Origin of the sequence: Streptomyces sp. 2323.1 (assembly GCF_900221035.1) — a bacterium.
GTDB lineage: Bacteria > Actinomycetota > Actinomycetes > Streptomycetales > Streptomycetaceae > Streptomyces > Streptomyces sioyaensis.
In genome coordinates this window covers 8045906-8062346 of record NZ_LT907981.1, presented here as the reverse complement: position 1 = coordinate 8062346, position 16441 = coordinate 8045906, and the positions used below count along the sequence as shown (strand labels likewise).

Here is a 16441-nt window from a genome sequence, read left to right as displayed (position 1 = left end):
CGACGATTGTTATGGCCGTAACAATCTCTCGCAGCGAGCCTCCCATGCGCAAGACTCTGTCCGTGGACCGACCAGATCTCAGATACGCCGCCTACGCTCGCGACCGAGTGGCGGGCATGCCCTCACCGGCCGACCCGGAGGCATTCGCGCTCGCCTACCACCTGCTCCACCTGTCCTACCTGGTCGTCGCCGACCTGGAGAGCCACATCCACCGCCCGCGCGGCTGGACGCTCCCCGGCTTCCGGCTGATGTTCAAGCTCTGGCTGCTGGGCCCCACCCAGCCCGCCAGGCTCGCCGAGATCTCGGCGATGTCCCGCTCGGCGGTCACCAACGCCATCAACACCCTCGAACGGGAAGGCCTGGTCGAACGCCGGCCGGTCCCCGACGACCGGCGCGCGGTCGCCGTTGGCCTCACCGCCACGGGCGAGAACGCCGTCCGGGAGGCGTTCGCCGAGCAGACCCGCCGCGAGCAGCAGTGGTTCGCCACCCTCGACCCCGAGGAACGGGCCACCCTCACCGACCTGCTCACCCGTGTCCTGGCCGCGCGCCCCGAGGACGCCGACTAGACCGTTTCCTTCGGATCATCTGATCGCTGGTCCGATTGTGTCGCCGACTGATGCGCAATGGGCTCGGATCGAGCCGCTGTTGCCGGACCGGACACCGAAGCGGGGCTGGAGGTGCGGGATCATCGGCAGGTGATCGACGCGATCGCCTGGAGTACCGCACCGGCTCTCCCTCTCTCCCTGGATGGACCTGCCTGCGGAGTTCGGCTCGTGGAAGGGGGCCCCACAACCGGCTGCGGATGCGGGCTGCCGACGGAACGTGGGAGAAGGCGTCACGCACGCTCGCGCGGGCGGCGAAGGTGCTGTTCGAGGAACTGGAGTTGGTTGAGGAGCACGGCGCGGACCTGGACGTGGCCGCACTGTGGGCGGCGGTCGAGGAGGTCGCTCCGCGCCGCCGTGATGACCGCCGCGGCCACCGTGGTGACCCTGGTGCCCGAGGACGAGCACTCGGCCGAGGTCGCGATGCGGGCCGCGCTGGCGACTCGGTACGCCACGGTGCGTCCACCTCCGGTTCCGGTTCCGCGACCTGGACGATCAGCGGTTCTGGCGGGTCACGATGCCCGACGTCGAGACGGGCACATACGGCGCAGTGGAGGACCTGGCCCGCAACCGCGTGAACCTGAACAAGGTGATCACGCACTGGCCGGACATGCTGAAGGTCGCCGGTCCCCTGGTCACCAACCAGGTCCGCGCCTACGACCTGCTGCGCATGTTCGTACGCGAGGGACGCCCCACCCCCCGCTGGGCGCGACGTTCGCCGAGTACGGGCGGATCGCCAAGACCGAGCACCTGCTGCGCGTGGTCGACCCGGTGGACGACACCTACCGCAGGCAGATGGACCGCCAGCTCACGGGTGGCCGGCGCGGGTGCCGCCACCGTGCAGGAGTCCCGCCACAAGCTCGCCCGCGACGTGTGCCACGGCAAGCGCGGCACCATCCACCAGGCGTACCGCGACGGAATGGAGGATCAGCTCGGCGCACTCGGCCTGGTCCTCAACGCCATCGTGCTCTGGACCACCCGCTACATCGACGCCGCCGTCACCCAGCTCCAGGCCGAAGGCCACGAGATCCGCAAGGAGGACATCGCCCGGCTCTCCCCGCTCAAGCACCGCAACCTGAACCTGCTCGGCCGCTACAGCTGCACCGCCTCCACCCCGGCCGCCGGCGCCCTGCGCCCGCTGCGCGACCCGGACGCGCCGGAGCTGGACGAGGACGACGACGGCGGGCAGGAGTGAGTATCAGGAGCCGATCGGATCAATCCGTGACGGGCAGGCACTCGGCGAGCAGGGCGACGATGTCACGCCAGGCTCGCTGTGCGTGCCGTGGGTGGTAGCCGACGCCGGGACGCACGGTGTGGTCGACTGATGGATGGTGGAAGGCGTGAAGGGCTCCCCCGTAAACCACGAGGCGCCAGTCGACGCCCGCGGCCTGCATCTCTTCGGTGAACGCGACCCGTTGCGCGGGCGGCATGATCGGGTCTTCCGACCCGACCCCGACCCATACCGGGCAGCGAATGCGTGCCGCCTCGCCCGGTCGGCCCGTGGTCAGTGCGTTGACCGTCCCAATCGCGCGCAGGTCGACGCCATCGCGACCGAGCTCCAGTGCGACTGCGCCCCCGGTGCCGTAGCCGACGGCGGCGGTCCGGTCGGGGTCGGCCCGTGGTTCGGCACGCAACACGTCGAGCGCTGCGTGACCGATTCCTCGCATCCGGTCGGGGTCGGCGAGCAGCGGCATGCAACGGGCCAACATTTCCTCTGGGTCTTCCAAATAGCGTCCGCCGTGGAGGTCGAAGGCCAGCGCCACGTAACCCAACTCGGCCAGAGCCTCGGCCCGGCGGCGCTCGACATCGCTGAGCCCCGTCCCCTCGGGTCCGATCAGGACTGCGGGCCGGCGCTCGGCACCGGCCGGGAGCGCGAGGTATCCGATCATCGTCAGGTTGTCGGCCGGGTATTCGACCGTACGGGTTGTGATCGTCGTCATACGACTGGACGGTAATGACTGTTGCGCCTGCTCGGGGTGGTGTTCACCGATGGCAGAGCAGGTCTGTCCCGACTACATCACCTGGACGCGTCCACCCCTGTCGGCAAACGACCTTTTGCCGACAGGCGGCCGACGCGTCCAATGAACCCGTGCAATCCGGGGGTCCGCGGCGGCGCGAATCCATTCAGATCCGATGGTGATTACTGTCAGGGTTTGACGACAGATAGGGTCCGATCCTCCGTACGGAAGGGGCCCTTCGGTGGCGAATCTGGTCTACAAGCGGGTCTCGACCGACCAGCAGTCCACCGCCCGGCAGAACCTCGTCCTGCACGAGGCCGGGATCGAGGACCCTCGCGCGCATTCGCTCCTCGCAACCACTGTCGAATGCCGCACCAAGGAAGACAGGTTGAAGAACGGCATCGTGCGCTGCCTCCACGGCTCGACGCCGCGAGATCTACTGTGCACTGGCCGGCACACCCACCGAGCAATCACGCAAGCCCGGCCTTTATCCCACGGCTTGACGTCTATTTGGAGCGTCCGCCGTGACTACTCCGACTGTTCCTTTTCGGCCAGTTCCTCTGGCGTGCCGACGAAGGCGCGACCGCAGACGGGCGGAAGTCGTTCGACCACCATCGCGATGGCAGTCTCCGCGGTCGGGGCGGGGCCGACGCTCTGGGACCGCGAGGGTCCGCCGACGAAGAAGCCGCCGCCCATCACCGGGGCGATGAACGGGACGTCCCAGCTCCAAGGCGGCTCCGTGCACCGGCTGAAGTGCAGCTCGCCCATGCCGACCCAGGGGAACAGCCGCCGTAGTCGGGGCTCGGCGTAGGCAGCGCGAAGCAACCGGCCGTCCACACGATGGGCAGTAAGCAGCTTCTGCCATGCGGTTTCGATGATGTCTTCCTCGGGCGCGCCCTCAGTCATGCCCGCATTCTGCTCGACATCGAAAGATTTCGGCCAGCTCACGCTGATAACACTTGGCCCCGCCCCGGAGCACGCCTCAGCTCCAGAGGGCGAACGTTTCGTGTCGTCCCGAGTGGGCCGGGCGGGCGGCCGGGTACGAGACGGTCAGGCGGATGGAGTGCCGCCGGCCCCCGGTGGATGCGCCACGCGCGAGCGCGATCGAGAGCCCCCACTCCGGACGGGACTCAGGCACATAGGTACCGGCCAAGCTCTCGCTCGACCCACTGGGGCGCGCAGCGGCACCGGATGCGGATCTACGCGCACATGATGCCCGAGGCTGATGGCCGCGGCAGGGACGCGATGGACGCCTGGTTCGAGGCCGATTCGGAAAAGATCTCCCAAGAAACTCCCCAACTCCCCCAAGCGGCAAGACAAACGGGCCCGGATCGATCGACGATCGGGGCTCTCCTGTGTCTTCAGCGCACCCCCGCTTCGGTTGCAGGACGAATCCCTTGTCCTGGGGTTGCGTTCGACGATCTCTACGTCGATACCGAGGCCGCTTACGGCCGGGGACCCGTTTCCCGGCGTCGCGGCCGATCGTGGAGGCGGGGACCCGGCCGCGTGGGCACTCCGGGTGTCCAGGACCACCAGGGTCGGGTCCTCCAATCGCCGGGCACGTTCCCGGACTTGACAGCGCAGGAGTTCCGGTCTGCCACTTCGCCCACCCTGCATCCACAGCTTTCAGCGACACCCCGAAGACCGACGCCAGGTCCTCACGGTCCCGCCCTGCCACCAATGCAGCCACCGTCCGCAGACGCAGGGCCTCCTGCGTCGACGGCGACAGATGGCGCGCCCCCCACCGGATCGCTCACACACCACCAACTACCCGGAACCCCGGACCGGTTGGGTTCAATGGCATGTGCACTCTCCGTGTCGTTGACCACAATGCCCGCTCGGCTCGAAAGGCTTCATAGCCCCTTTCGCCCGATGTGCACTTCCCGATGCAACTCACAGTGAGGGGAGCGACACTAAGTGCAATTACCCTTTTCTGAAAACCTATTTACCTGCTTGATCTTCTTCGGTTATGGTCCGAGAAGTCGCGTGGAACGACCCTCTGCCGCGGGACGTTCCACGTTTTCCGCTACTCCCTCACTCCCTTACTCCCTCAGACGAAGGTCCCTTTGAGCGATTTCAACGGCTCCCGACATGTCTACCGAATCGCCATCGTCGGATCAGGGCCAAGGGGACTCGCGGTCCTTGAGCGCATCGCGGCGCGACTCCAGGACCTCCCCCACCATTCCAGAATCGACATTTACCTGATCGACTCGACCGAGGTCGGGTGCGGACGCATCTGGCGCACCGACCAGGACGATCTCTACAGGATGAATACCGTCGCCGATGAGGTGACCATGTTTTCCGGCCCCGCGGACAACGGGCCGGTCCGCCCAGGCGCGGGTCCGTCGCTCGCCGAATGGTGGCGATCTCGCGATCCGCGAGTGGGGGCCAATGAATACGCTCCCAGAAAACTTTACGGCCGGTACATGCGGTTCGTCCTGGACATAACGAAGAAGACCCTGCCGCCAGCAGTCTCCTTCGAAGGGATTCATGACCGCGTCGTCGACTTATACCGGGAAGCCGAAGGCTTTCACCTGCACCTCGACGGCGGACGCTTACTCCAAGCCGACAGCGTCGTCCTGGCAACCGGTCACGGCCTTCCCCACCTCAAGGGAGCCGATCTCGCTCTTGCGGACTTCGCCGCCCGAAGACCCGGAATTCAGTACATCCGAAACGACTCTCCCGCGGAGATGGACCTCGAAGGAATTCCCGCGGGCGCACCGACCGGGGTCATCGGCCTCGGCCTTTCCTCCTATGACGTGATCTTTTCCTTGACCGAGGGGCGCCAAGGAAAATTCCTCGAGGTCGCGGAGAACGAATACAGCTACCAGCCCAGCGGTCACGAGCCCTTGATCATCGCGGGCTCGCGCAGCGGACTGCCACTGCTCGCCCGGGGGCGGAACCAGAAGAGGCCCGACTACTCCTACCGGCCCACTCTGTTCAAGGCCGGCGAGATCCTCAAAAGGTCTTCCGGTCGCCCTCTGGACTTCCGGTCGGAAGTCGCCCCGTGGGTCTTCGCTGAAATGCACCTGGTGTATTTCTCGACGCTTGTGCGCGGTCTGGCCGGAGCATCCTCAGAGTCGGCGTTCGTCAAGGAGGTCAAGGAACGCGGAGCCAGTGACCCCCTGGTGATCAGGGATGCTGCCAAGGCCTTCGGTGTCCATGCCGAACCCGTCGACTTCTTCGCCGTGGCACGTCCGTTCGACGGGCTCTCCTACGCATCCCCGGAAGACTTCACGCAACAGGCGATGGCGTTCATCCGCAGGGATCTCCAGCACGCCGAGGCCGGGAACCGGCTCGATCCGCTCAAGGCCGCGCTGGACGTCCTGAGAGACACACGCAGCGAGATACGCAGATTGGTGGACTTTTCGGGGCTCACCGCGCAATCACACGCGAACGATTTCCTCGGATGGTTCAGTCCCCGAAGCTCCCTGCTGTCTTCGGGACCGCCGAGAAAACGCGTTTACCAGTTGCTCTCGCTTCTCGAAGCCGGGATCGTGCGCATCGCCGGCCCGGACACACGTTTCGGTGTGCGTGAAGCCACCGGCCGGTTCACTCTCGGATCGCCGGCAGTCACCGGCTCCGACACGGAACTCGACGTCCTCATCGATGCCAGGATTCCCGGTACGGATCTGCCCCTGGAAACCTCCCGCCTCATGGTCAACCTCCGCGATCGGGGAATGTTGACGGAATACGTCAACCACAACGGAGAAAGCTCCTTCAGAACCGGCGGTGTTGCGACGACAGGCGCCCCTTTCCATCCGGTGGGGCGAGACGGCTCGGCGCCTGAGGGGTTGCATGTGATCGGCATTCCGACCGAGAACACCCGCTGGTTCACCTTCGTCGGAAGCGGCAGACCTGGCCCCTGGAATGAGTTCTTCAATGATGCGGACGAAATAGCCAAGCATATACTTCACCGAGCAGGATGAGGCATCGTGGAAAACATTATAATGTCGCCGCTCAAAACGTTGCTCCACAATACACCACAGGAATGGTCCGACGCGACCCAGAATACAGCCTATCTATTGACGGGCACAGATCACGATCACCCGCCGGAATGGATTAAGGCTCACTATGGCGACGCATTCCCGGAAATTGAGTGCTTCCAGAATTACGGGATGAACGACCTGGTCGCGAAGCGGGCCGACCGCCTGCTCGCGAACGGCGGGTTCAAGCGGATCATCCCTATGGCGGAGGCCGACGTCCTGCGAGCGGCCTGGCTGCGCGAACGCCACGGGCTGACAGGTATCCGCCCTGAGGACGCGGTCTACATGCGCGATAAGTTCCTCATGAAGCAGTGCGCAGCTGCGGCAGGCGTCCCGGTCGCCGAGTTCAGGAAGGTCCGCAACGCCTTCGAACTGCTCGACTTCGCGGACGCGGTCGGCTTCCCGCTCGTGCTGAAGCCGATCTCGGGTAAGGGATCGGCCGAGACCTTCATCCTGAACTCGGAGACGGAGCTGGATTCCCTGCTGAGTACGGGAATATTCGCCGGGATCGACCGCGAGCCGGACATGCTCGCCGAGGCCTTCGTCGACGGGATACAGCTACGCGTCGATGGCTACTACTCCCAGGGCGTCTGCCGCTTCATGAGTGCAGCCCAGTATATCGGAAGTCATATCGATTTCCTTCATGGTGGATTCATGAGCAGCACGATACTCGACGCCCACAGCGAGCTTTCCCGGGAAGTCATCGGATTCACCAGGAATCTCCTGGAGAAGGTGCTTCCCTTCGGACCCGATGGGCTCTTCCATGTGGAACTCTGGCAGCGTCCGGACGGCAAGCTCGTCCTCGGCGAGGCCGCACAGCGGCTCGGTGGCGGCTCGGTATCGCAAGGAAACCGGGCCAGTTTCGGGGTCGATTTCACGATGGCCGCGGTCCGTGCGTTCTGCGGGTTCGAACCGCATGACTGGCCGCAAATGGAAGCCCTGCAGGAGCAGCTCGCGGGGCAGACGACGATCTCTCCCCAAGTCGGGGTCCTGACCAAGGTTCCTCAGTCGGCTCCGTTCGACTGGGTGCTGGACTACACGCACGCCCCTGCGGGCCGCCGCTACCAGGCCATGCGGCACACCAACGGCGAGATCGCGACCTTCATCGTTTCCGGCGCGACCAGTGACCAGGTCGAAGAGCGCCTTCGTACATGTGTCGACTGGTTCTACGCGAATACGGAGTGGTCAGATGAGTGATGAAAGAGCAGCGGTTGCCGAACACCTCCTCATGATCGGCGGAGCCCGCGAGATCCCGAGGGAATGCTTCCGGGCCGCTCCCGGACTCCGGATCAGCGTGATCTGCCGGCAAGAGGTCGAGAGCAAGGTCTGGGACAGGAAGGACCTGCACCGGCTGATGATCCTCGATCGTGAGACCAGCCGGGAGGAATGGCTGGGCATCGCCCGGGCCATCCATGAGCACGACCGCATCGACGCGATCGTCGATTTCACCGAGTCGGATGCGGACAAGACCAGTTACATCGCCGAGAGGCTGGGGTTGAGGTGCTACTCCGGGCAAACCGCTCAGTGGGTCACCGATAAGTACCTCATGCGCGCCCGCCTGGGCGAGACGGGCGTCGATGACACTCTCGCGAAGAGAGTCGTCGGTCCGGACGAGCTCGCCAGGGCCGCCGGGGAGCTCGGCTACCCCGTCATTTGCAAGCCCGCAGGAGGTATCGGAAGTCGGGGCATCAGCAAACTGGCGTCTCCCGCGGACGTCCCTCAGGCCTTCACATGGAGTATGGAGGGAACCTCGGGCCTGGACGCGGAGGAGCTCATAGCCGAGCCCTTCCACCAGGGCCGGGAGTTCAGCGTCGAGTGCATCAGCGAGACTGGCCGGCACTTCGTGGCGGGCATCACTCAAAAGTCCATCGATCAGGGCAGCTTCGTCGAAGTCGGGCACCTGGTGCCGGCTCCTCTTCCCGAGGCGGAGGCGGCGGCCATCTCCGACACCGTTCGCCGGATGCTGGACGCGCTTGAGGTCCGGGACGGCGCGACCCACACCGAGGTGATCCTCACCAAGGACGGTGTCCGGATCATCGAGACCCATCTGCGCTACGGCGGCGACAGGATCCCCAACATGCTCGCTGCCGCGACGGGGATCGATATCCAGAAGGCCTGGGCTCGGCAAGCGGTCGGCCACTCGATCACCGCGGAGGTCGAGGAGGCGATGAGGCGTCACCGAAGCGACGAACGGGCTGAGTTCGCAGCGATCCGGTACCGGTGCGCCGACCGCCGGGGAGTGCTCACCGCGATCCACGGCATCGAGGACGCTGAGCGGATGCCCGGCGTGGCGGAGGTCGCTGCTGTTGCCGGTGTCGGTGAGCAGATCGGCGATCTCACCGGTTCGCTCGCGCGACTCGCGTTCGCCTGGGCACTCGGCGCGACGCCGGAGGAAGCCGCCGAGCGTGCTCGGGCGGCAGTGGACTCGCTCACCTTCGACCTCGACGACGAACCAGGATGCCGCCCATGATGCTGCGTTCCATGTCGACCAATGTCCGCTTACTGGGCTTGGCAGTCTTCTTCAACCTGCTGGGCCGGGGCGCCTTCATGGCCGCCTCAGCGCTGTATTTCACCAGGTTCGCGGGGGTGACGCCCGACCAGCTCGGCGTGGGACTCGCGATCGCCGGCGCCACTGGCCTCGTCTCCGGTGTCCCGTTCGGGCATCTCGCTGATCGGCGGGGCCAGCGTGACGTGGCCGCCGTGCTCCTGATCCTCAGCGCGCTGGCCGCCGTGTTCTACCTGTTGGCCGATGGATTCGTCCAGTTCACGGCGGTCGCCGTCGTGTTCACGTTCATCGAGAGAGGTGCCTACGCGGCGCGGCAGGCGGTTCTTTCGACCCTGACCGCCGGTGAAGATTCGACCCTGGCGAGGGCCCAGATCCGTACGATCGGCAATCTGGGCGTCGCGATCGGCAGCGGTGTCGCCGGCCTGGCGATCTGGGTCGACACCCGAGAGGCCTACCTGGGCGTGATCGGCTTCAACGCGGCGTCCTATCTCTTCTGCGGCCTCATCCTCTTCGCGCTACCTCGCATCGCGGCCGTGCCGGTGACGCCCGGCGCCCCCAAGCTGCCGGTCCTGCGGGACCGCCGGTATGCGGCCGCCACAATGGTGAACATGATCATGGTGATCCATTTCGCCATGCTCGACATTGGATTCCCCTTGTGGATCGTGCATCACACCAGTGCCCCGCATTGGATGGCTGCGGCGCTGATTCTCTTCAACACTGTGGGCTGCGTCCTGTTTCAGGTATCCGCGTCACGCAGGATCGGAACGCTCGACTCGGCGCGGCGGTCGTGGCGGTTGGCCGGCTTCCTGTTCCTCGGCACCTGTGTTCTCACCGGCTTGACGGGCGGCACTTCCGCACTCGGCGCCTGTGTCCTCCTGCTCGTCGCGGCAGGCCTCCATCTCTATGGAGAGGTCATCCAGTCGGCAGCCGGCTGGGTGATCAGCTTTGACCTCGCTCCTTCCGGTCAGAACGGCCAGTACCAGGGACTCTTCAATACGGGATTCGCGTTCTCGCAGATGGTCGCCCCCTTCGTCATCACGACCCTGGTCATCGAGAACGGAACGATCGGCTGGGTCTGTCTCGGTGCGACCTTCGCGCTCACCGGGATCGCGATGACCCCGGTGCTGCGTATCGCCGACGGAGCGGCATCGACGGACCCGCACGAAAAGGAGATAACCCGCCCGTGAGTTCTCAGCCTCCCGTGGCGGTTGTCACCACCATCAGCTCTGATGCCCACACTTGGAACCTGGTCTATCTGCAGACCGTTCTCGAAGAGCGTGGGTGGCAGGTAATCAATCTCGGTTCCTGCACTCCGGTGGAACTCGTGGTCGAGTCCCTCACCGAGTCGGACGTCGATCTCCTCGTGGTCAGCACCGTCAACGGCCATGGCCTACTGGAGGTTCCTGCCCTGCTCGACGCCATCCTTCACGTGCCGGCGCGATCCCGCCCGCCTGTCGTCCTCGGTGGCAAGCTCAGCACCCACGGAGAGATCAATGACGAAGAAGTGCAGCGTTTGCGTGAAATGGGCTTTGCCGAGGTGTTCGCCGAAGAGACGGCCATCGATGCGTTCTGCTCGTACCTGTCCAGCCTTTCCGTAAGTTCAACGGCGACCGCGGCTTAGGATCGGTAATCGATATGTCGCAGATATCCAGCCTCGGCGCGTACGTCGCCGAGGCAAGGAACCGGGATGAACTGGTTGTTCAACCCCGCATGGGCTTCGCGACCCCCGAACTCATGAGGGCCGGCCTCGATGCCGTCCGGGGCGCCGGCCCTCGCGTTGCCGGGACCATCACCCTGGACAGTTTCACGCGCACGGGGCAGTTTCTGCGGGCCGGCCGAGCCATCGCTTCAGGTGAGTCGCTCAACGGCTACCCGCTCGTTTCGCACAGCGATTCGAGCAATTCCCTGCTACTGCGCGGCATGGACCTGGAGACTTTCCCCGTTCAAGTCAGGCATGGATCGCCCAAGCCCCAGGAAATCTTCCGTACCATGCTCAGGCTCGGCCTCACTGTTTCCGAGGGAGGTCCGGTCTCTTACTGCCTGCCCTACAGCAGAGTGCCACTGCGGGAATCCATCGACGCCTGGGCAGAGGGATGCCAGATCCTTGCGGAAGGTGGGCAGGGTTCCGCTCACCTTGAGACCTTCGGTGGCTGCATGCTGGGGCAGCTGTGTCCACCAGGTCTTCTGGTCGCCCTCAGCGTCCTCGAATGCCTTTTCTTTGTCGAGAACGGCATCCGCAGCGTTTCCCTCAGCTACGCCCAGCAGACAAATCCGCAGCAAGACCTCGACGCGATCCTGGCTCTGCGCACCCTCGCCGAGGAACACCTCCCCGATATCGACTGGCACGTGGTCCTCTACACCTTCATGGGTGTCTACCCGAAGTCCACGGACGGCGCCGCCGCGCTTCTGCGAGAGAGCGCCGAACTCGCCGCAACCTCCGGCTGCGAACGCCTCATCGTCAAGACAACGGTCGAGTCCCAACGGATCCCCACCATCGAGGAGAACGTCGCTGCCCTCCGCATCGCCGCGAACGCCGCCCACGGTGTCCCCCGCTCCGCACACCTCCCAAGAAGCGAAGTTATTCACGAGGCCTCAGCCCTCATCAACACCACGCTCTCCCTCAAGACCACGGTGGGCGATTCCCTCCACGAGGCATTCCGCCTCGGCCTCCTCGACGTCCCCTACTGCCTCCACCAGGACAACAGGAACCAGACCCGAACCTCGATCGACAGCAACGGCTCCCTCCGGTGGGCATCCAGAGGCAGCATGCCCCTCCCCGCGCAGTCGCCACCGGACGAACCAGGAGGAGCCGCCGACCGCCTCCTTCAGATGCTCTCCTTCAACCAGCACCGTTTCGATGCTCTCTAGTTGGATGACTAACTCCGTGCCCGTGACGAAGGTGACTAACACCGTGCCTGTGACGACGACGACCAACACCATGCCTTTGACGACGATGACCAACACCGTGCCTGTGACGACGGTGGCCAACACCGTGTCTGTGACGACCTGGTATCTGGAGCAGACGTCGCCCGACGACCTGACCCCCGCCCGGGTCCCGGACGAGACGTCCGGGATCCGGATCATGCGGGTCGGGACGCCGAGCCCGGAGTTCAACCGGTTCCTGTACACGTCCGTCGGCGCCGACGTGAGCTGGACGGACCGGCTGCCGTGGACGTACGCGCAGTGGCGGGAGTTCCTGGATCGGCCCGGCGTGGAGACCTGGGTCGCCTACGCGCACGGCACTCCCGCCGGGTTCATAGAGCTGGACGGCGCGACCGCCGAGGGCACCACCGAGATCACCTACCTCGGGCTGCTCCCCGCCTTCCGCGGTCACGGCATCGGTGGCCACCTCCTCTCCTACGGCACGGCCCGCGCCTGGGAGCTGGCGGGCCGCTGGGAGAAGCCGGAGGTCAAGCGCGTCTGGGTGCACACGCTCAGCAAGGACGGGCCGTACGCGCGGGGCAACTACGAGAAGCGCGGCTTCCGCGTCTACAGGGTGAACGAGCACCGCGAGCCCGCCGTCACGCACCCCGGCCCGTGGCCCGGCGCGGGGCCGCGACTAGGTTCTGTCGCTCCGATCTTGGACATCGACGCCGGGTAAGCGGCCAGTCGCCTCTAGCGTGTGCATCGTGAGAGTCCACCGATCGGTCCGGAGGTGCCATGCCCCTGCAGATGAAGTTGACCGCCATAACACTCGACTGCCCTGATCCGCTGGCTCTGGCGGCGTTCTATCAGCAGGCGTCCGGCCTCGAACCCCACCCGAAATCAGACGCTGATTTCGCCGGTCTCAGCCGTGAGGACGGACTCTTCATCGGCTTTCAACGGGTCGACGACTACCGGGCTCCACGCTGGCCCGACCAAGCTGTTCCCCAGCAGTTCCACCTCGACTTTGCGGTCAAGGACCTGGACGAGGCTGAGGCCCGGCTGCTGGAGCTGGGTGCGGGCAAGCCGGATCACCAGCCGGGTGGGGACAGGTGGCGGGTCTTCACCGATCCGGCAGGGCATCCGTTCTGCCTGGTCCGGTGCTGAGGACAGATCGCCAGATCAGTAGCTTCCGTACGAGATCACGATCGGAGCCATATGAGGAGGGCAGCAGCAGTGACGGTGCCGAGGTAAACGTATCCGCGTTTGTCGTAGCGGGCGGCGACGGCCCTGAACTGCTTGAGCTTGCCGATGGCCCACTCCACCGTGTTGCGATCTTTGTACCGGGCTTTGTCGAAGCCAGGAGGCCGTCCGCCGCATGAACCCCGTCGCAGGCGAGCGGCCTTGTGATCCTTCTTCTCCGGGATCACGTGCCGGATGCCGCGCTGACGAACCAGCTGTCGTGTGGCTGACCTGGAACCGTTCCGCGGCACGGCGCAACGGCCAGCCCTCATCTACGACGCACCGGGCCAGACGCAGTCTCCCGGTCGGCGTCAGCGGGGCATTACGGTGGATCACGAGGGCCCCCTGGGCATCGGTGCAGACTTCGCAATCCACACCGAAACCAGAACGCCCTCGCCTCTTTCAAGGACCACTCAACGCATGTCGCCTGTCACCAACGTCCCGGGACAGCACACCTAGGGCCTGTCCGGCGGATCAGCATGAGCTCCCCGTACTCCACAACTTGGTTCGAGTGCCTGGGCTGTGGTCGCATGGTGGCGATGTTCTCCAACGAACCTTCCGCAGACTCCAAGGGGCAGGTACCGGCGAGCCGTGCTGCCCACGACGGTCCGGCCTCGGACAACCAGGGCCCGGACGAGCCGTCGGCCCAGGGCGGCGAAGCGCCGGACGCCTCGTCGGCCCAGGGCAACACCGTCGGCGTCGACTCCGGTACAGGCACCGGCAGCGCCACAGTCGCCGATACCGCCGTCACCGACAATGGCACCGACTCGGGCCCCGGCGCTGACGTCGGCACCAGTACCGCCGCCACTGCCACCGCTACCGCCGCCGACAGCGGCACGGACTCGGCCACGACCACTGGCGCCGGCACCCGCGCCGCCGGCGCAGCTGGAGCCACCACCGCAGCCGACCCAGGCACTGACAACACGGTCACCGCCGACGAGAAGGAGCGCCCGCGGGCCGGGCGCAAGCCGCGTCGGATCGTGCGGAGGACCGCGAAGGTGGTCGTCACGCTGGCCGTCGTGCTTGCGTTTCTTGCGCTCGGTGACCGGTGGGCCGTGCTCTACGCGGAGAACCTGGCGGCGCAGCAGGTGCAGAAGGCGCTGAAGCTGCACGCCGAGCCCGAGGTGCACATCGACAGCTTCCCGTTCATCGGGCAGGTGCTCGCGGGCGACATCAACCACGTCGAGGTCAACGTCCCCGATGTCGACGCCGGGCCGGTCTCCGTCACTCAGGTGAAGGGGACGGTGGACGACATCCGGATCGTCGGCAGCCTGCCGTCCTCGGTCAAGGGTGCGGTGCTGAGCCGGGTGCGCGGTGACATCCTCCTGGACTTCAAGGACCTGAACCGCGAAGTCGGCGCGTCGCAGATCCACTTGGTGCCCGGCCCCGAGAAGAACACGGTGCTGGCCGGCGGCGACCTGCCAGTGGGCGACAAGCAGGCCCAGATCCGGGGGCGTGCACAGTTGCAGCGCACCGGGGACCGCGGCCTGCGCATGACCGTGCGGGACACGCGCGTGGTGGTCCCCGGCCTGCTCACGTACGTACCCGGCAAGGGCGGTGGCTTGCAGCTGACTGCACCCGTCGCCGACAAGATGGACGAGGGCGAGCTGCAACAGGCGACCGGGAAGCACGTCCTTCCGCAGCAGATGATGAAGGGCCGCGCGCTGGACACGCTCGTGGACCATCCGTCGCTGCTCAAGCCCACCGGCATCGATCCCTCGCTCATCCAGGGCCTACAGAAGCTCCGGGAGCCGAAGGTCGCGCAGCAGATGGAGTTCTCCGCGCAGCTGCCTAACAACCTGCCGGGCGACATTCGGCTGCGCGACATCTCCGTGACGAAGAACGGCATTCGGGCGCAGCTGACCGGCAAGGACGTACCGGTGGGCCAGGTCGTGTCCGCGAAGTCAGGGCGGTCAGAGTCGTAACGCGGGAGATGGCGACCAGGGCTTCGTAGGGGCGGGCGCGTTTGTCCAGCGGGTGGCCAGGGCCTTGTTGGCCTCCTCACGCCTCCCGGCGTGAGGAGCCTCAGCACGACAATCGGTTACTCCAAGGTGTCTACACCAGACACCGGGGCTCAGCCCCGCAGTTCCGTCAGGAACTCGACCAGCGCGGCGTTCACTTCCTCGGGCCGCTCCTGCTGGGTCCAGTGGCCGCAGCCCGGCAGCACGATCGGTTCCCGGCGCAGGTTGGGCATCAACTCCGGGAGCCTGGCGATGAGTTCGAGGGCCCCGGGGAACGCCGGGACCAGGTCGCGGTCGCCATACATATAGAGCGCGGGCGGGCTGACGACCGCGCCGTGCCAGGCGGCGGTCAGCTCCCAGTTGCGATCCAGGTTGCGGTACCAGTTCAGGGCGCCGGTGAAGCCCTTGGCGTAGTTCTCGGTGAGCTCGTCCAGATCCTGTTCGGTGAGCCAATCCGGCAGTACCTCGGGGTCGGTCATGTCCGCGAGCCAGCCCTGCGCCGGGTCGGTCACCAAGGCCTGCTCCGGGCGGCCGGCGCCGGGGGCGTCACCGGAGGCGGAGTAGAACAGCTTGCGCAGGGCGGTGCGGGCGTCCTTGGCGAACTCGGCGTCGGCGACCCCGGGCCGGTTGAAGTAGTTCCAGTAGAACCGTCCGTCGAACCGCTCCTGCATGGCCCCGAGTGGCGGGTGCTCACCACGGAAGGGCGGCGGCACGCTCAACCCCGCCACCCCGCGCACCACGTCGGGCCGCAGCAACGCGGTGTGCCAGGCAACCGGTGCACCCCAGTCGTGCCCGACGACGAACGCCTGCTTTTCACCCAGGGCGTGGATCAGCCCGATCACGTCCCCGACGAGGTGGAGGATGCTGTACGCGTCCACGTCCTCCGGGTGGTCGCTGCGGCCGTATCCGCGCTGGTCGGGGGCGACCACACGGAACCCGGCGGCGGCCAGCGGGGCGAACTGATGGCGCCAGGAGTGCCAGGACTCGGGGAAGCCGTGCAGCAGCACGACGAGCGGCCCCGTGCCCTCCTCCGCGATGTGCAGCCGGATACCGTTCACGTCGATCATGCGATGCTCAACCATGGGACGAACCTAACAAGCGCGCGGTGCCGACGGGTGAGCGACTTGACCAGGCTACGGTGGCAGACTGACGGCGCATCGAAGCTCCCTTGAGCGAAAGCGACTTGGGAAGGTCACCCGCACAACGGACCTTCGTTGCGTGCGTCGGCGACAGCGTCGCTACAAGGTTTGGCGAATGCGGTGGCTCTCGTACTCACCGGAACCCGAACTGGAGGGTCGGAACGGATCTGAACGGATCTGAACGG

14 protein-coding genes and 4 pseudogenes are annotated in these 16441 nt (G+C 66.0%); 11 read left to right on the top strand and 7 right to left on the bottom strand.

Going from position 1 to position 16441, the window contains the following annotated elements:
• Positions 1 to 62 precede the first annotated feature (62 nt).
• Entirely contained in the window at positions 63 to 566 is a 504-nt protein-coding gene (locus CPH93_RS34705; protein ID WP_231977083.1) for a MarR family winged helix-turn-helix transcriptional regulator, read from the top strand.
• Positions 567 to 835: 269 nt separating this feature from the next.
• On the opposite strand, the gene CPH93_RS36005 is transcribed toward CPH93_RS34705, so the two are convergent.
• Positions 836 to 1057 carry a hypothetical protein gene (locus CPH93_RS36005; protein WP_096215139.1) on the bottom strand — a complete coding sequence of 74 codons (222 nt, stop codon included), beginning with the start codon at positions 1055 to 1057 and terminating at the stop codon, positions 836 to 838.
• Positions 1058 to 1086: 29 nt separating this feature from the next.
• On the opposite strand from CPH93_RS36005, the pseudogene CPH93_RS34695 reads away from it, so the two are divergent.
• A pseudogene (locus CPH93_RS34695) lies at positions 1087 to 1797 on the top strand (Tn3 family transposase); the annotation flags it as partial.
• Positions 1798 to 1816: 19 nt separating this feature from the next.
• Here the strand turns inward: CPH93_RS34695 and CPH93_RS34690 are convergent.
• The 3 genes and pseudogenes from CPH93_RS34690 to CPH93_RS37480 all read right to left on the bottom strand — a co-directional run.
• Entirely contained in the window at positions 1817 to 2542 is a 726-nt protein-coding gene (locus CPH93_RS34690; protein WP_093648321.1) for a dienelactone hydrolase family protein, read from the bottom strand.
• Between the two features lie 546 nt (positions 2543 to 3088).
• The gene (locus tag CPH93_RS34680) at positions 3089 to 3466 is read right to left on the bottom strand and encodes a DUF6193 family natural product biosynthesis protein (protein WP_231977081.1); all 378 of its coding nucleotides are present in this window, start codon (positions 3464 to 3466) and stop codon (positions 3089 to 3091) included.
• Between the two features lie 535 nt (positions 3467 to 4001).
• Positions 4002 to 4150: pseudogene (locus CPH93_RS37480) on the bottom strand (IS5/IS1182 family transposase); the annotation flags it as partial.
• A gap of 476 nt (positions 4151 to 4626) precedes the next feature.
• On the opposite strand from CPH93_RS37480, the gene CPH93_RS34665 reads away from it, so the two are divergent.
• The 8 genes from CPH93_RS34665 (at position 4627) to CPH93_RS34630 (ending at position 13081) form a co-directional block, all read left to right on the top strand.
• Complete coding sequence (locus CPH93_RS34665; protein WP_159395119.1) at positions 4627 to 6489, top strand: FAD/NAD(P)-binding protein; 1863 nt, start codon at positions 4627 to 4629, stop codon at positions 6487 to 6489.
• A 189-nt stretch (positions 6490 to 6678) separates the two neighbouring features.
• Positions 6679 to 7743, top strand: coding sequence for an ATP-grasp domain-containing protein (locus CPH93_RS34660; RefSeq protein WP_093648327.1), 1065 nt, complete (start codon positions 6679 to 6681; stop codon positions 7741 to 7743).
• Positions 7736 to 9016 carry an ATP-grasp domain-containing protein gene (locus tag CPH93_RS34655; RefSeq protein WP_096215137.1) on the top strand — a complete coding sequence of 427 codons (1281 nt, stop codon included), beginning with the start codon at positions 7736 to 7738 and terminating at the stop codon, positions 9014 to 9016. Before CPH93_RS34660 ends, CPH93_RS34655 begins: the two co-directional genes overlap by 8 nt.
• Before the next feature lie 11 nt (positions 9017 to 9027).
• A complete protein-coding gene (locus CPH93_RS34650) occupies positions 9028 to 10239 on the top strand; it encodes an MFS transporter (protein WP_159395118.1) in 1212 nt (403 codons plus the stop codon).
• Positions 10236 to 10673, top strand: a complete 438-nt coding sequence (locus tag CPH93_RS34645; protein ID WP_231977080.1) for a cobalamin B12-binding domain-containing protein — start codon at positions 10236 to 10238, stop codon at positions 10671 to 10673. The genes CPH93_RS34650 and CPH93_RS34645 overlap by 4 nt, the downstream gene beginning before the upstream one ends.
• A gap of 14 nt (positions 10674 to 10687) precedes the next feature.
• Positions 10688 to 11920: a methylaspartate mutase gene (locus tag CPH93_RS34640; protein WP_096215134.1), complete on the top strand. Its 1233-nt coding sequence runs from the start codon at positions 10688 to 10690 to the stop codon at positions 11918 to 11920.
• Between the two features lie 85 nt (positions 11921 to 12005).
• A complete protein-coding gene (locus tag CPH93_RS34635; protein WP_096215133.1) occupies positions 12006 to 12653 on the top strand; it encodes a GNAT family N-acetyltransferase in 648 nt (215 codons plus the stop codon).
• A 59-nt stretch (positions 12654 to 12712) separates the two neighbouring features.
• The gene (locus tag CPH93_RS34630; RefSeq protein ID WP_096215132.1) at positions 12713 to 13081 is read left to right on the top strand and encodes a VOC family protein; all 369 of its coding nucleotides are present in this window, start codon (positions 12713 to 12715) and stop codon (positions 13079 to 13081) included.
• A gap of 35 nt (positions 13082 to 13116) precedes the next feature.
• On the opposite strand, the pseudogene CPH93_RS34625 reads toward CPH93_RS34630, so the two are convergent.
• Together CPH93_RS34625 and CPH93_RS35590 are read right to left on the bottom strand one after the other, a co-directional pair.
• Positions 13117 to 13365: pseudogene (locus tag CPH93_RS34625) on the bottom strand (IS5/IS1182 family transposase); the annotation flags it as partial.
• Positions 13310 to 13492, bottom strand: a pseudogene (locus tag CPH93_RS35590) (IS481 family transposase); the annotation flags it as partial. The pseudogenes CPH93_RS34625 and CPH93_RS35590, both read right to left, overlap by 56 nt.
• A 203-nt stretch (positions 13493 to 13695) precedes the next feature.
• Between CPH93_RS35590 and CPH93_RS37125 the strand changes: the two are divergent.
• Positions 13696 to 15081: an LmeA family phospholipid-binding protein gene (locus CPH93_RS37125; RefSeq protein WP_231977079.1), complete on the top strand. Its 1386-nt coding sequence runs from the start codon at positions 13696 to 13698 to the stop codon at positions 15079 to 15081.
• Between the two features lie 149 nt (positions 15082 to 15230).
• On the opposite strand, the gene CPH93_RS34610 is transcribed toward CPH93_RS37125, so the two are convergent.
• Positions 15231 to 16199 (bottom strand): alpha/beta fold hydrolase, encoded by a 969-nt coding sequence (locus CPH93_RS34610; protein ID WP_093648339.1) that lies wholly within the window; start codon positions 16197 to 16199, stop codon positions 15231 to 15233.
• Positions 16200 to 16441 lie beyond the last annotated feature (242 nt).

Bases quoted from the DNA above. Each gene is read 5' to 3' on its own strand.
- CPH93_RS34690 (WP_093648321.1), bottom strand. From the start codon at position 2,542: ATGACGACGATCACAACCCGTACGGTCGAATACCCGGCCGACAACCTG.
- CPH93_RS34680 (WP_231977081.1), bottom strand. From the start codon at position 3,466: ATGACTGAGGGCGCGCCCGAGGAAGACATCATCGAAACCGCATGGCAG.
- CPH93_RS34660 (WP_093648327.1), top strand. From the start codon at position 6,679: ATGAACGACCTGGTCGCGAAGCGGGCCGACCGCCTGCTCGCGAACGGC.
- CPH93_RS34655 (WP_096215137.1), top strand. From the start codon at position 7,736: ATGAGTGATGAAAGAGCAGCGGTTGCCGAACACCTCCTCATGATCGGC.
- CPH93_RS34650 (WP_159395118.1), top strand. From the start codon at position 9,028: ATGTCGACCAATGTCCGCTTACTGGGCTTGGCAGTCTTCTTCAACCTG.
- CPH93_RS34640 (WP_096215134.1), top strand. From the start codon at position 10,688: ATGTCGCAGATATCCAGCCTCGGCGCGTACGTCGCCGAGGCAAGGAAC.
- CPH93_RS34635 (WP_096215133.1), top strand. From the start codon at position 12,006: ATGACCAACACCGTGCCTGTGACGACGGTGGCCAACACCGTGTCTGTG.
- CPH93_RS34630 (WP_096215132.1), top strand. From the start codon at position 12,713: ATGCCCCTGCAGATGAAGTTGACCGCCATAACACTCGACTGCCCTGAT.
- CPH93_RS37125 (WP_231977079.1), top strand. From the start codon at position 13,696: ATGTTCTCCAACGAACCTTCCGCAGACTCCAAGGGGCAGGTACCGGCG.
- CPH93_RS34610 (WP_093648339.1), bottom strand. From the start codon at position 16,199: ATGGTTGAGCATCGCATGATCGACGTGAACGGTATCCGGCTGCACATC.